The 14,787-nt window shown below is 56.1% G+C and carries 12 protein-coding genes and 1 tRNA gene; 4 read left to right on the forward strand and 9 right to left on the reverse strand.

From position 1 onward, the window contains the following. Positions 1 to 54: 54 nt before the first annotated feature. The 5 genes from R5L00_RS07245 to aroQ all read right to left on the reverse strand — a co-directional run bounded on the left by R5L00_RS07245 (position 55) and on the right by aroQ (position 4,956). Entirely contained in the window at positions 55 to 1,149 is a 1,095-nt protein-coding gene (locus tag R5L00_RS07245) for a DUF3426 domain-containing protein (protein ID WP_317653971.1), read from the reverse strand. Positions 1,150 to 1,176: 27 nt separating this feature from the next. Next, positions 1,177 to 2,091, reverse strand: coding sequence for a 50S ribosomal protein L11 methyltransferase (gene prmA / locus R5L00_RS07250; RefSeq protein WP_107694645.1), 915 nt, complete (start codon positions 2,089 to 2,091; stop codon positions 1,177 to 1,179). Between the two features lie 384 nt (positions 2,092 to 2,475). Then, positions 2,476 to 3,831 carry an acetyl-CoA carboxylase biotin carboxylase subunit gene (accC, locus tag R5L00_RS07255; RefSeq protein WP_317653973.1) on the reverse strand — a complete coding sequence of 452 codons (1,356 nt, stop codon included), beginning with the start codon at positions 3,829 to 3,831 and terminating at the stop codon, positions 2,476 to 2,478. A gap of 32 nt (positions 3,832 to 3,863) precedes the next feature. Continuing rightward, complete coding sequence (gene accB, locus R5L00_RS07260) at positions 3,864 to 4,319, reverse strand: acetyl-CoA carboxylase biotin carboxyl carrier protein (protein ID WP_107694647.1); 456 nt, start codon at positions 4,317 to 4,319, stop codon at positions 3,864 to 3,866. A gap of 157 nt (positions 4,320 to 4,476) precedes the next feature. Next, positions 4,477 to 4,956, reverse strand: coding sequence for a type II 3-dehydroquinate dehydratase (gene aroQ, locus R5L00_RS07265; RefSeq protein ID WP_317653975.1), 480 nt, complete (start codon positions 4,954 to 4,956; stop codon positions 4,477 to 4,479). Positions 4,957 to 5,240: 284 nt separating this feature from the next. Here aroQ and R5L00_RS07270 point away from each other — a divergent pair. The 4 genes from R5L00_RS07270 to R5L00_RS07285 all read left to right on the forward strand — a co-directional run bounded on the left by R5L00_RS07270 (position 5,241) and on the right by R5L00_RS07285 (position 10,801). After that, positions 5,241 to 5,316: transfer RNA gene (locus R5L00_RS07270), tRNA-Thr, on the forward strand. 542 nt (positions 5,317 to 5,858) lie between these two features. Then, the gene (locus tag R5L00_RS07275) at positions 5,859 to 7,997 is read left to right on the forward strand and encodes a hypothetical protein (RefSeq protein ID WP_317653977.1); all 2,139 of its coding nucleotides are present in this window, start codon (positions 5,859 to 5,861) and stop codon (positions 7,995 to 7,997) included. A gap of 786 nt (positions 7,998 to 8,783) precedes the next feature. Further along, positions 8,784 to 9,068 carry a hypothetical protein gene (locus R5L00_RS07280; protein WP_258192714.1) on the forward strand — a complete coding sequence of 95 codons (285 nt, stop codon included), beginning with the start codon at positions 8,784 to 8,786 and terminating at the stop codon, positions 9,066 to 9,068. Positions 9,069 to 9,475: 407 nt separating this feature from the next. After that, the gene (locus R5L00_RS07285; RefSeq protein WP_317653979.1) at positions 9,476 to 10,801 is read left to right on the forward strand and encodes an MFS transporter; all 1,326 of its coding nucleotides are present in this window, start codon (positions 9,476 to 9,478) and stop codon (positions 10,799 to 10,801) included. A gap of 117 nt (positions 10,802 to 10,918) precedes the next feature. Here the strand turns inward: R5L00_RS07285 and R5L00_RS07290 are convergent, their stop codons facing one another. The 4 genes from R5L00_RS07290 to R5L00_RS07305 form a co-directional block, all read right to left on the reverse strand. After that, on the reverse strand, positions 10,919 to 11,407 hold the full coding sequence (locus R5L00_RS07290) for a hypothetical protein (RefSeq protein ID WP_317653980.1): 489 nt from the start codon (positions 11,405 to 11,407) through the stop codon (positions 10,919 to 10,921). A gap of 113 nt (positions 11,408 to 11,520) precedes the next feature. Then, a complete protein-coding gene (locus R5L00_RS07295) occupies positions 11,521 to 13,635 on the reverse strand; it encodes a CopD family protein (RefSeq protein WP_317653982.1) in 2,115 nt (704 codons plus the stop codon). Beyond that, complete coding sequence (locus R5L00_RS07300) at positions 13,632 to 14,042, reverse strand: copper resistance protein CopC (protein WP_258192716.1); 411 nt, start codon at positions 14,040 to 14,042, stop codon at positions 13,632 to 13,634. Before R5L00_RS07300 ends, R5L00_RS07295 begins: the two co-directional genes overlap by 4 nt. A 160-nt stretch (positions 14,043 to 14,202) precedes the next feature. Beyond that, entirely contained in the window at positions 14,203 to 14,760 is a 558-nt protein-coding gene (locus R5L00_RS07305; protein ID WP_107694679.1) for a hypothetical protein, read from the reverse strand. Between the last annotated feature and the right edge of the window lie 27 nt (positions 14,761 to 14,787).

Genomic DNA, 14,787 nt, shown 5'->3' on the forward strand with positions numbered 1-14,787 from the left:
GAAGAGGTAGAAATTGCTGTGCCCCAGTCTGCGTCTTTTACCTGCCAAGATCGATCAGCTGCCTGGATAAAGCAGCGACAGGCGATAACCGGCTGCGTTCAGGTTGCCACTGTCCAGGTGAAGACTTATGTTGATTTCATCATTTGGGGCAATGGCATCGGCCGCTCCCACCTTGTGTCCGAGATACGCTTCCGGCAAAAAGGTGCGGCTAGCGAGCGGACGGTCTTTCGCGTCAATTAAGGTGAGCTGAAATAATGGAAATGCCTGAGGATAGGAAGCATGGTTGCGTACCGTGGCATTAAGCGTAATCACGCCGGGACGCTGCGTATCCGACTGCATATCTGAGGACTCAATATTCAGCGATTTTGTTCGCTGAGGCAGCCGGACCGTGCAGTCCAGCAGCTCGCAGTAACGTTCAAGGTACGGCTTGGCGGCGGGCACCGAAAACGCCAACTCGGCGCGATAAAAATAAGTGGCCTGCGCTGCCAGGACAAAAAGCAAAAACAGGGTCCCGACGGTCCACACAATGGTGTGCAGGCGCGGCTGTGCTTTCTCAAAAGCATTGGGTCTTGGCGAGTAGTCCTCGTCCGAAAGGTCTTCCTGTGCCTGTGTGTCGGCCTCCTCTGGCCGCCAGACGGGCTCTTCCCTGCCAGCGGTCTCGCCGATCGAGCTGTCGCTGGCTCTGTTCGCCGCTTCCTCGTCTTTGATCACCGGTTCCCGGGCCCAGGGTGCTTCTCCCAAGGCTTCCCCGGCGACCGGTTGCTCCGCCGCGAGGCGCTCGGCGGACGTCAGGGGGGGGGCTGTTGCCTGCGCGTGCGGCTCTTCTGCAGTAACTTCCTCCTGGATTGATTCATCGCGTCGGCGCAAAGGAACGTCGCTTTGCACCGAGCTTTCTTTTGATAAAGCGGGCTCGGACCCATCATCTCGCCCCGCAATCCTGGCCCCGCTGGCGGCGCCTTGCGCCGGCTGCTCAGCCTCTGAAGGCGACGGCTCCGCGGCTTCGGGCTCGCGCCCCGTCGCGAGCATGGAATAACCATTGAATATCTGCCCGCAGCGGCCGCAGCGCACATCGCCGCCATGCGCCTGCAGATCCAGGGGCGTTACGCGGAAAGCAGCCGCACAGCTAGGACACCGCGTTATGAGGGCCATATCTGTTCTGCTTTAGAGCAAATGAAGTCACGTTCTCGTTCCCGTCAACAAAACCCAACCATCCTTTTCTCGTGCGATTCGGATATCAAACCCCTGCCGATAGGCTAGCGCGACTTCGTCGGCCTGTTCCGTGAGTATGCCCGAGAGGGCGATGCGACCTCCGGGGCGCGCAGCCCGCGTCAGTATGGGTTCCAGCATGACCAACGGTCCGGCCAGGATATTGGCGACAATCATATCTGCACTCATCCCGTCTATGTCGCCCGTACGGGCATCGCGGGTCTCATAAAATTTCAGCTGCGCATCGCCGCACTGATTGAGCACTGCATTCTGGCGGCTCGCGTCTATCGCCTGGGGATCGATATCCACTCCAACCACATGACGTGCGCCGAGCTTTACAGCGGCAATGGCGAGTATGCCCGAACCACAGCCGTAATCCAGAACATCTTCGCCCCCTCGCAGGTTTTCGTCAAGCCAGGCTAGGCAAAGTTGCGTGGAGGGATGACTGCCCGTGCCAAACGCCAGTCCCGGATCAAGTATCAGGTTGACTGCGCCGGGATCCGGGATGCGATGCCAGCTTGGAACCACCCATAAATGCGAAGATATCCGGATCGGACTGAACTGTGCCTGAGTAGTCCGGACCCAGTCCTGCTCTTCCACCCGCGTGATACGGTAGCTGGTCGAGAAGGGGAGTCCGGCCAAACCCGCCGCAGCGTGCACAATAGACGGGATATCTACCGCTTCATCAAATAGGGCGGTAACCTCCGCAGCAACCCAAATCTGCCCCGAAGCCTCCCCGGCTTCATCGAACAAGGGCTGTTCACGCTCGGTGCCGACGGCCGCGTCATGCAGGTCCGTGGATAAGGCGCCCAGTTCCAGCAATGCGTCGCTCAAAACCTGTGCATGAGTGTCATCAGTTTCGATAGCGAGCAAAATCCATGGCATACGCAATAACCTAGAAAAGTCTTCGACGCGCGTTTGAGGAGCCGCGGACGAGCACAAGGGTTGCGCCCGGTCCAGGAGCCCCCGCTTTTACTTTATTTTATATCGCGAACAGCGATACGATGACTTGTTATCGGAGATCCGTTTCCACAGCCACAAGGGGAATGTGACTGAGTATCCTGTCTTGCAGGATCCCTCACTGTTGGAGGGACGAGGTCTGTCCTCCCGGAAATTCGCGCCGCCTCAGCGCAATGTGTCCACCAAGGCTTCGGCTACCGGACATTCTTTGCTACGGCAGCCTTATAAATAATAACTTAATGCCTTTGGCGGCCGGCCTGACATGCTATCGATAGCCGCTCCTGGGTGAACGAGCGCCGCAAGGCCGTCTTATTCCGGTTTGTTGTAGTTGGCGAGCTTTTGCTCCAGGTAATGAATGCTCGTGCCACCGTTCAGGAATGCTGCATCGGATAGCAGGTCAAGATGCAAGGGGATGTTGGTCTTAATTCCCCCCACCACCATTTCAGATAGGGCAATGCGCATCCGCGCGATCGCCTGATCGCGATTATCTCCATACGCGATCACTTTGCCGATCATTGAATCATAATTGGGGGGCACGAAGTAGTTATGGTAGACATGGGAGTCGACACGGATTCCCGGCCCGCCCGGCGCGTGATATTGCGTGATGCGGCCGGCGGACGGCGTAAGCTTATAAGGATCTTCGGCATTAATGCGGCACTCGATAGCATGACCCTTCCATGTCACGTCCCGCTGGCGAATATTCAATTTTTCCCCAGCCGCCACTCGAATCTGCGCCTGGACCAGATCAATTCCGGTTACCGCTTCGGTCACGGGATGTTCGACTTGCAGGCGTGTGTTCATTTCGATGAAATAAAACTCGTTTCGTTCGAAAAGAAACTCGAACGTGCCTACGCCACGATAACCAAAACGGCGGCAAGCGTCCGCGCAACGGGTGCCGATCCTGTCCCGCAAGCGCGTAGGAATGCCGACCGCGGGCGATTCCTCGAGTATTTTCTGGTGACGCCGCTGCATCGAACATTCCCGTTCTCCGAGGTGAATCGCATTGCGGTGTTCGTCAGCCAGCACTTGAAACTCGATATGCCGAGGGTTTTCAAGGTATTTTTCTGCGTAAAGCGTCGGATTGCCGAACGCCGCCTGGGCTTCGTTCCGGGTAATGATAACCGCGTTGGACAATGCGGCTTCGGTATGTACCACCCGCATGCCCCGGCCGCCCCCGCCCGCGGCAGCCTTGATGATCACGGGGTAGCCAATAGCGCGCATAATCGCCTTGATTTCTTCCGGAGCATCGGGCAACGCGCCATTCGACCCGGGAACGCAGGGCACGCCCGCCTTTTTCATTGCCAACTTGGCGCTGACCTTATCGCCCATCAGCCGAATTGTGTCGGGCCGCGGCCCGATAAACACAAAACCGCTCCGCTCCACGCGCTCAGCGAAGTCGGCGTTTTCCGACAGGAACCCATAGCCCGGATGAATCGCCTCGGAGTCCGTTACCTCCGCGGCACTGATAATAGCCGGGATATTGAGATAACTTTGGGCTGAAGGCGCTGGTCCGATACAGACCGATTCATCGGCGAGTTTGACATATTTCGCTTCCGCATCCGCCTCCGAATGTACCGCTACCGTCTTGATACCCATCTCGCGGCACGCACGCTGTATCCGCAGTGCGATTTCGCCACGATTGGCAATTAGAATTTTTCCGAACATGTTTTACCGTTAATTACTCAGGCGGGACCAGATCAATCGATAACAAATAGTGGTTCGCCATACTCTACCGGCTGCCCGTTTTCCACCAGGACCGCCCTTATCACTCCGCTTTTGTCAGACTCGATTTCATTCAGCAGCTTCATCGCCTCAACGATACAAAGCGTATCGCCTTCTTTCACCGTTTGCCCCACCTCAACGAACGCGGGCGCCCCGGGAGCAGAGCTGCGGTAAAACGTTCCCACCATCGGGGATTTTACGATGTGACCCTCGGGAATTGTCTCTGCAGCCTGCGGCTCCGGGGAACCGGCGGGGGGAGACAAAAGGGGAGCTTGCTGCGGAGCTGTGGTTACCCTTTGGGTGACAGCGCCTTGCGCCGAACTTGACGATTTACTGATACGAACTTTCTCTTCCCCTTCAGTAATCTCCAGTTCGGCGATACCGGATTCCTCGACCAGGTCAATTAATTTTTTGAGCTTTCTAAGATCCATATAGCCTCCCGGGGAGCACCCCAGATTTTTCGTAATCTTGCCTAATCAATAACGCTTATTTTTAACTGCAGTTTGGTCGAAACATCGATGAACGCAAGTATCTGCTGTTAGTACTAAGCGTTATAGGCCGTGGTTGTAAAAATCTCGTTTTGACCGATCATTCCAAGCCACCCCCTTCGAGGGCATCTCGGGACAGTACATAACCCAGGGCGAGCTCATAACCCTTCGGTCCGAGGCCGGTGATCACGCCACGGGCCAAATCGGAGAAATAGGATTTTGCGCGGAATGGTTCACGCGAGAAGATGTTGGAAAGATGAACCTCAATAAAAGGAATCCCGGTCGCGGCCAGCGCGTCCCTAAGCGCGATGCTGGTATGCGTATAAGCGGCGGGGTTAATGATAATAAAGTCGATTTGTTCCTGGCGCGCGCTCTGAATACGATTGATCAGCTCCGCTTCGGCATTACTTTGAAAGTGCGCTAATCGGGCACCTGCTTCTGCTGCTATGTTCGCCAAATTGCTGTTAATTTCGTCGAGTGTAACCGTTCCATAGATGCTCGGCTCTCGGTTTCCCAATAAATTCAGATTGGGGCCATGCAAGACCAAAATACTTCGTGCTCGAGTTAGGCCCTTTTTCATGGCGGCAAGTTTGACGTAAACTTGCGAAAATGTCTAGCATCGGTTGATTGATCGGCGAAAATAGCCGAATATACCGGGATTTTGCCTAGACTTACTACGAGCCACGGCTTTTGGTTGCGTAAAGCGGTCGTTGGCCCCCGGTTTGTCTCAGCACAGATTGCAATAAACTTGGCAGGCAAAAAAATTGGCTCGCTTGTCTTCCACATGGACGAGTCGATTGCTGGAAACAACTCGCGTTTGCCCGTAGTTGTTCAAACCTCTATAATCGCATTTCGCTTTTCAAGGCTGTTGTAGCTCAGTCGGTAGAGCAACTGATTCGTAATCAGTAGGTCGGAGGTTCGACTCCTCTCAACAGCACCAGATCCAATCCTTTGATTCCCAGGTACCCTGACCAGCGGTCCCTCTTCGCTCCTAGGTAGCGGAAATAGGTTTGGCAGGACTGCCAACTTCAAGGGATCGAGTTCTTGTTGCAGACCGCGCTGAACCTACTCCAGGCCGTGCTGAACCTACTCTAGATTTGCATTTTTCAGCTTCGATAAAATACCCGGCATATTGCTGTGTAACACCCCACGCCGCTCGCCGCTAGAGCGATGTCTACGTTGTTATCCCGCTGCATCGCCAATAAGCGCACGCGCTTGGATGAGCAGGCTTCGAAAATCTCTCTGATCGCGAGACCGCCCCCTTATCTAGCGGACGACCCGCCGGGAAAAGTGTCGAATTAAGCTTACCTTAAAACCCGGGTTGTGTAAGCGTTTTGGCGTTTGAAACGTTCATCCCTTCTTCTTGAGTCACAAAGCACAGCCAGGTGATTGGTAAAGGAAATCGATTTCCTACAACCCCTCTTTATTAATCAGGATTTTGTTGATCTTCTTTGCCCAATTTTGCGAAAAAGGGTTTTGTAGATGGGAAAGCGTTTGATCATTAAAGGTTGGCGGTTTGTATCGTTGGCTATGTGGCTGGGGTTAATTGCTTTGGCACCGCCCGCGATTGCTGATAATGCCGTCAGATTAAGGATACTGGTCATTACGACCGGTGAAATCGCGGAAGATATGGGATTTGCGTATATCAAACCCTTCCTTGATGAAATAGGCGTGCCGTATGACGTGTTAAACGCCGCGACAGAGGATCTGACCGCTGCTGTACTCGCCTCTTCTTCCACCGGAGGCAGCTGCAAAGCCGAGGACGCGGGTTGCGTCGGCAACTATAATGGCATCATTCTTACCGACGCCGACCTGGTGCCCGGCTTCACTCCATCCGAATGGGACATCCTGCACAATTACCAGAAGAACTTTGGCGTCCGTCAAGCTGTTCTTTCAGGATGGCCGGCCACGTATTCGGATCCGCAGACCCCTTATGGGGTCTATCTCGATTACGGTCTGGTCTATTCGTCCAGTGGAACGGACTACGAGGGCCGGTGGACGGTGCCTGCCAGTTACGGCATGGAAGTGTTTGAGTATGTGAATCGCGCAAATCCATTTCCAATTACGGATTTTGCCTTCGCAGCCAATCCTCGAAATGATGCTAGGGCGCTACGGGACGGTTCTGTGCCCCGGGTCGAGCCCCTCCTCAGAACACAGAATGGGGAAGCCCTGCTATCGATCGTTCGTTATATGGTGGCTCCCCAGATCCAGCCGGTACGTGAGGTGATGATCTCGACGATTACTAACGCCGGGTTCCTCGTTCATTCAAAAGTGCTTGCCTATGAGTTCATCAACTGGGTGACACATGGGGTCTTCGTTGGTGCACGCTTTGTTCATATGGCGGTCCATGTGGACGATTTGTTTCTTCCTAACCCCGTTTGGGATACTGCCGTCAAGGCGATTAACCCCGCAAATACGTACCGCTTGAACAGCGTTGATGTTAACAACGCGGTGAGCAAACAGGCGGCCTTCCGTGCCGCACACCCCGCAGCCGGGGCGTTCAAGCTGGATTTTGCATTCAATGGTGCGGGGGCTGTGGTTGATCCAAAAGCTGTGAGATTGACTGCAAACTTCGCAGACGACCTGGTGCGTGCGGTTGTCGTCTATAAACGAAATTTCCGCTTCATTAACCACACCTTCACTCACGCGGCAATGGATAAAGCGGGGGTTCGCGCTGATGCTCCTTGTGATTACGCAACTTTTACCAGCGCCGCGGACATTCGAGCAGAGATTCTCAAGAACCGGATGGTTTGGGGGCTTCTGGGTCTTCCCGACAGAAGTGAAAACAACCGGGTACTCGTGAGCGGGGCTCACTCGGGCCTTAAAGACCGCAGGTGCACCGATAATCCTGCCCTGCATCGAGATATGTTCAACGTCCAGGCGGACGATACGGCATTTGACGGCGGCGGCGCGAACCCCCTATTCCTGGAAGCCGCGGCTAACACGGGCGTGGCCTATCTTGCCGCGGACTCATCGCAGCGGGCGCAGAACGTCGAACAGTACATCGCGCAATACGAAGATCACAGCCCGATGGATCGACTTATGTTGCCGCGCTGGCCAACCAATATTTTTTATAATGTGACGAATCCAGCTCAGTTGGAAGATGAGTACGACCACATTTACCATGGGCGATTTGTTAATTCGGGGCAAAACCCATGTGAAATAGCCGGAGCGCTCTGCTCACGCCGAAGTTATGCGGAAATCCTCGCTGTGGAAGCCGATGTGGCATTGCGACATATGCTTACCTTTAATAGATGGCCTCATTTTTTCCATCAGACGAACCTGGCGAGATATGATGAGAGCGGTAACACGCTCCAATTCGACTGGCTCAACGCGGTTTTCACAGAATATGAGCAGCTGTTAACACTACCGGTCAAGAATCTTCCTTATTATCTCATCGGCGACCAAACCGCAGCGCGCCTCAACCTCAAGTCCGCGGCTATTCATGCGACATGGGATCGCGAGACCAACCAGGTTATGCTGTTCGCGAACAAGGCGATACTTAACCTTCCGGTAACGGGTATTTCCGGTGGCGAGCTTTACGGGGGTCAATTTGTCCGGGAAGTTGCCGTTGATAATACTCCCCGGTGGTTCCCGGTTGACCGGGCGCTGTCTCATTGATCGGAAAGGGCCCCCGAAACGCTCGGGGAATCGGGCCAGTACGGCCATTCCAGCGAGGAGATGAAAAGGAAGATTCGAAAGGAAAATGACCGGAAGACAAAGGCCCGGGAACAATTTTACCCTCGGCAGGCCGCGTCGTTGGCGAAACGGTATAAAGAGACGGCCGCGACCGTTACCCGCCAAGGAGGCGACCCGCAACCGCTCCTTGACACCGCCGCTTATTTCGAGAGTCAGTCCAAATCATTGTTTTGATCGTGGATGTATATCTAGATCAGCTCAGTAAGCTGTTCTTTGGCCAGCTCCTGGAGTGGCGGAGGTTGCCCTCTATGGTGCCCTCCCGCCAGATTCATGCGTCTTGCTGTATCGGGTTTGCGTTTTTCTGCCATCGGTAGTCTGGTAGTCCCGGCGGCATTCGCCGTTATGAATTCAGCACTATGCGGAGGTACACGTTGTCTCCCCTCTGCACCACAAGCGTGCATCCAGGCGCGAGATCAGCCTGTAAACCCTGTTCGCTACGTTGAGCACTCAGGTATATCTGGCGGCGGGTCGGGGACTTCCGCTTGAAAGAACGTGTATGCAGGGTATAGGCGTACTTCAGTCCAATGGTAAATCTTGCGCATGCGGTTAAGATTCTGTTTGTCAGTTGCGCCCAGGTTTGGGCATTTTGCCCTCAACTCGACGAACGAATAAAATAGAAGGTCTTTTGGTTTTCGCGCTCGGAGTTTTTTACCCCGTTGGGCGATAAGCAAGAGCGAGGTTGTATGGTGTTAATCTGATAAGTAGAGAATGACTATGTCCGACATGTTGACGTTCGATCAGACCTATGAGCTGGCGGACATGCTAATTAGGAAGGCGACCAAGGAGCAATTGGCGGAGTGTGCGCGATTGCTTGCCTTGAACCTCGCACATCACCAGATGAAACAGGGGGAAATACCAGTGGACGAGACTCTGGCTTCATTGCGATCGTTTGAACGCAATGACGAGCACCTGAAATTGCTAATGGAAGGAATGCTCAACCTGATAGGGGTTCTCCTGAACGTGTCCGGCGACTTGGAACAGGTGAAGCACTGATAATTTCGAGAGGTCACCTCGCTGAAGGGCAAGTGAACTCTTGAATTAATTGGTATTGTAGTAGTACTCGGCCCAGCCAATTGCCCTTTGTTTCTGGTTGGTGTCCGCCCAGTGGGGCAGAGCTGTCTCCAGCAGGCCTTACGGTCAAAAGACATTTGCCTCGCGCAACATCGTTGAACCATACAAGGGTTCCGATCAGCTTCGCGTTAGTATTGAACAGCACGAGTTCCGCTTCCTAATTCACTCCGGAAAATAGTCGCTTCAAGCTACTCCTGAGTATGCGCTCACTTTCAGGTCCGGTTCGACCGGTCGCGGTTCTCCTCTTAATTTAGTCACCCTTACATGGCTCTGCGTTTGAATGTAAAAAGGGGAAGCCCCTGGGACTTGTCTCGCTTAATGGTGGAGTTATGCCTCTAGGTAACAGGTCACAATATCTTGCTGCCGGAGTGAGCAAGCGGGAAGCCTGGTCATGGGCAATGTTTGACTTTGCGAATTCCGGCTATACCACAGTTGTAATTACTGCAATTTTTAATGCGTACTTTGTTGGGGTAGTAACGAACAATCAGGACTGGGGAACATTCGCATGGACCGCATCGCTCGCGGTTTCGTATGCGTTGATCATTGTGGCCGCACCGCTGGTCGGAGCCTATGCTGACGCCCATGCTGCAAAAAAACGGTTGCTGTTGCTGAGCACCGTGGGATGCGTTTCATTTACGGCGCTGCTTTATCTTGTCGGCCCCGGCGATCTCTGGCTGGCAATTTTGCTGATTGTTCTCACTAATTTTTTTTTCGGTTGCGGCGAAAACCTGATTGCGGCGTTTTTGCCGGAACTGGCACAGAGCAGGGCGCTCGGAAAAGTATCGGGCTGGGGTTGGAGCCTCGGCTATATCGGCGGACTCGTCAGCCTGGGCGCATCACTGGCGTATGTCACATGGGCCCAGGAAAGGGGAATGCGGGCCGATCAATTCGTGCCCGTAACAATGCTTATAACGGCAGGGATTTTTGCGGTAGCGTGTATTCCCACGTTTCTTTTTCTAAAAGAACGAGCCGTACCTCAACCGCATCTTTTGGCACAGAGCGCAGGGCGTGAAGCACTGGCACGGCTCAGGGGTACGCTTCATCAGGTTCGTGAGTTTCGTGACCTGTTGCGTTTTCTTGCCTGTCTTGTGTTCTATCAGGCAGGAGTACAGACCGTCATCACGCTGGCGGCAATATACGCGCAACAGGTAATGCATTTCGATACGGCTGACACAATGTTTCTTGTTCTGGTAGTCAATGTCACCGCGTCAGCCGGGGCGTTTGCCTTCGGCAGCTTCCAGGACAGAATAGGTCATATTCCGACGATTGCGCTGACCCTTTTCGGATGGCTTCTTATGGTATTGCTCGCCTGGTCGGCAGAAAGCCGATCGATGTTCTGGCTGGCGGCAAACGTTGCCGGAGTGTGTCTTGGCGCTTCGCAGTCTGCCGGACGCGCCTTGGTTGGTTATTTCAGTCCGAGCGCGAGGCGGGCGGAATTTTTCGGATTATGGGGGCTGGCGGTCAAGCTTTCATCAATAGTGGGCCCAGTAACTTATGGAGTGGTTAGCTGGATTTCGAACGGCGACCATAGGCTGGCGATGCTGATAACCGGCGTTTATTTTGTTATTGGCTTGGCGATATTGATGACGATCGATATAAAAAGGGGGAGGGACGCAGCGCTCGAATCCGACGCAGTACCGGCAAGCGCGGTCTGATTGGGTTGAACTCCCAACGTGACACGGACCCGCGTCGCGGTTGGATTTCCTCTTGGCGGATCCGCCAGCGCGCGGCTCTCGCCTGTTTTATCCTTCGCTACCTCCCTCTAGCTGGGGCTAATGATGCATCTGATGATGGTCGTGTCCGCTATGGTTCCCTGCCCGTTTCTTATCCTGTGGTTTTTTGGCAGCTTTCGCCTTGGGTTTTAGCGGTGTAAAACGGGCGGATTGCGCCTCCTGATCCGGCAGCTTGATAAATGTGATGATGATCGTTTCGGGAGTAACTGTGAAGTCTCCCGTCCCCTTTAGCATGTTACCGCCCGCCGGCTCCAGCTTAATCGAGCTTTTTGGCTTGCCCTTGCCTACTTGAATGCTTGCCTTCCCCACCCCTCCCTCGCTACTAATCTTCTTATCACTATGATCTGCTACGTATAGCACGATCTCGTTGTCCTTCGTCACAAGTTCCAGGTGATAAGGTCCGGCCATGCGCATCTGTCCTCCATTGGGAGCAGCGATAGAGTCGAAATATTCCTCGGTATGCGCAGCGGCGGGCAGTGATACGGCCAGCGTAGCAGTGATAAAGACGATGGCCAGCGATTTACTCATTTTTCTTCTCCTAGTGGGACTGATTAAAGGGGCGTACGGGGACATGTGGGGCAGGGCCGGTCGGGCGGCTTTGTTACGCTCGTCTGCCCGGCACAGAACCACGCGAAACGCAGTCAATGCACATGGTCGCCTGGTGGGGGGAGTATTTCCTTTTCGCGATTGAGTTGTGCGACCTGCTGCATGAGGGACCGGGGATTGCTCCAGCCGGGGCCATCGGCATCGGCAATCCAGCGTGCGCGCAGATAGCCGAAGCGGTCCACCAGGAACTCCATGTGCTCGGGCAAGGTGCCCGGACCCAGCAGGTCGGGCTTGCTCAGGGTGCGACGGAACAGGGCATAGCTTTTCACGATCTCGTGGGCGCCTTCGGTCACCACCGGGAAGGGAACCTCCGCCTTGATCTGGGCCAGCTCCTGCGCATCGGGATCATCCTCGGGCACGGCCAGGAGCACTGTGTTGGCGCGCCCAAGCTCGGTATGGAGCTGCTGCAGCTGCTCCATACGCTCGCGCGATTGCGGCCACGAGAACAGCACCAGCAGCACGTTCTTCTGGCCGCGGAAATCCTTTAGTGTGCCGCTTGAGCCATCGTGGGCGACGTAGGAGAAATTGGGCGGGCCCATGGAAGGCTGGGGCTGCTCGGGCTTGACGCTGGGGCTCATCAGGCGCGCCTGATAGCCGCGCGACATGGCATGCAGGTAATTGACCACATCCCAGCGATCCTCTTCGGAGAGCTTGTCGGCAAATACCGGCATGCCGGTATCGGGGATGCCGAAGGTGAGCCAGTGGAAGAAGTCGCCTGCGGTATGCTTGGCGGTGTGCGGTTCAGTGAGCATGTCCACCGGTGGCTTGGCAAAGCTCTTGGCCATGACGCCATCGCCCTTGCCCTGGGAACCATGACAGGCCACGCAGTTCTCGGCGAACAGGGCCGAGCCGTTGGCAATGGAGATGGTGTCAAACGGCACCGGGGTCTTGCGATAGGTTTCCGGATAGGCGTCGATGGCAAGCGGCGGCAAGCCTACGCCTGCGGCCAGGGCCAGAAGCAGCGCCGGGATGCCGAAGCGGCGTTTCTTGTCCCATTTTTTGAGATTGCCCAGGGTGAAGATCACGCCGGAGAGCAAGAGCAGCGCCACACCGCTCCAGACCCGCATCATGACGGCCTGATCGCCCCAGGTGGCGGCGATGGAGAAGCGGAAGGAATAGGGCCAGGTCTGGATGAGGGCGTGCTTGGCTGGCACGGTGTTGGCCACGATGGTGGCCAGGAGCACAATGCCTAAGGCGAGCACGAATTCGAAGCTGACCCATTTGCGCAGCCTCTGTCCGCCGGCTTGCGCCAGGTTAGAGTCAGCACGCTGGGACAGCAGCGGCAGCCAGGTGGAGCGGGCGCGCGCGGCAATGATAAGTACGATCACCAGCAGGGCGATCTTGGCATCGAGCAGCCAGCCGTATGAAGTGGCCACGAGCGCGCCATAGCTGGTGTCGACCATGCGGTCGGTGATGATGACGCCGGTGGCAATCACCGCCAGCATGACCGGCAGGGCCATGGCGGAGAAACGCTTCAATGCCTGGGCATCGGCCATGACCGCTTCTTCGCGTGACTGGAACAGGGCATGGATGCGCTGGATGGCTTCGGTCTGGATGCCCGCGCGCATGGAGGGCTGGCTGCCCGTCGGATTGCCCGGATTGGATGAGGCAGGCTCGGTGCAGGCATAGCACACCACCAGGAAGGCGGGCAGGGCGCCGAACCAGACGCTGGCCAGGATGATGTGCAGGGCATAGGGCAATATCGATACCACTGACAGTTCTTCGGCCGCGGAATGGCTGGCAAGGGAGCCGACAGTCAAGGTCAGGGCGGCAGCGGTGGCGCACAGCACGTATTTCCAGCGCGCACGCTCGGAGTAGCGCAAATAGAGGGCGATGGCGGTGACGATCAGGGCGCAGATGACCCGCCCTATCCATATCTGTCCCATGCGGGTGTTTTGCAGGAGTGCGAGCCAGACTTGCGGGCGCCAGGCGTTCTCGCTGATGCCGGTGGCCTGTGCCGTGGTGGTGGCTAAAATGCCCAGCAGCCCGATCAGGAGGATCAAGCAGAGCCAGGGAAGCAGGCGCTCCAGGCGGGTAACCCAGGGGGAGTGGAAGGTCCCGGCGATTGCCAGAAAGACGCAGCCGCCGACCAGGATCATGTTGGACGCGAGCTGTAACCAGCGCAGGAGCGTCGCGATGACCTCGATCATTTCTCTTGCGCTTTGCTCTTTACTGTGAAGTCGTAGGACGTGTCAACTACGTGGCCGTCCACCGACAGTACCCGGAACTTGACTGTGTATTTGCCCGGCGCCAGTTCCGGCAATGCCAGAACTATGGCCTTGGGGTCGTCTGCGGCAATCGTGGGCTTGGCATCGGTCACCGCGGCCTTGGCCCCGTCAAGCACGGCAAGCGAGGCGTAATCCTTTTCGATTTCTTCGTTAAACCAGAGCCGCACTTGCGCAGGCGGCTGGGAGAGCACGGCGCGGCGCGCCGGCTCGGCCTTGACCAACATGGCGTGCGCCAGCACCGGGGCGCTATGCAGGCTCGCTCCCAGCGCCATGATGAGGGCGCTGCCCATCATGAGCCGCTTCAGGACCGGAATCATCAATGGTTGCATTCTTGCTCCTCGTTCTGACCGCCGCGCTCTCGCGGGCAAATGCCCCTGTTGGCGGCGCAGGTATGGTTGTTTGACTGCATTGCTTCAGTTTGGTTCTAGCACAGCCGCAACCGCCGTCCGGACCCATGGGCCCAGGTTCTGCGAAACGGCTGCGCCAGTGTTATGCGGCGCCCATATCGGCCGATTTGCGCCCGCGCAGGAAGAATACCACGGCGGCGACCACGAGCGCGGCAATGCCGACGATGAGATAGGGCGAGGTGCCCTTGGGTTCGCCTACCGAGAATGGGAAGCGTGACACATATTCACCCTTTTCACCCACGGTCACGAGGCCCACGAATTTGCCAGGCTGGGCAAACTGGTATTCAAAGTTGATGGAGCCATTGGGGTAGACCTTGGCCGGAACGTGCAGGATGGTGATGCCCTCCAGGTTTTGCTGTTCTTCCGGTCCAGGCTGGCCGCCGCCGGGGCCGGTGTCGCGAATGATGCGCACTTCGGTGGGCAGGGGACGCAGCGCTTCTTCGATGTAGTCAAGCGCGACCACGGTGCGCCCGGTAGCCGGAATGTCTTCGCAGAATTCCTTCTCCTGGGTACTATCCGGCTGGTAACCGGTAAAGTGCATGGTGTAGGGGCCGATGGTAAGTTTGCATACGTCGTCAGCCAGGGAGAGTCCGCCGTGGGCCTGCACCTGCGCAGCGTATGGAAGGCCGATGACAAGCATCAGGCATACGAAGGCCGGCTTGAGAAA

Source organism: Nitrosospira sp. Is2, from assembly GCF_033095785.1.
Classification (GTDB): domain Bacteria; phylum Pseudomonadota; class Gammaproteobacteria; order Burkholderiales; family Nitrosomonadaceae; genus Nitrosospira.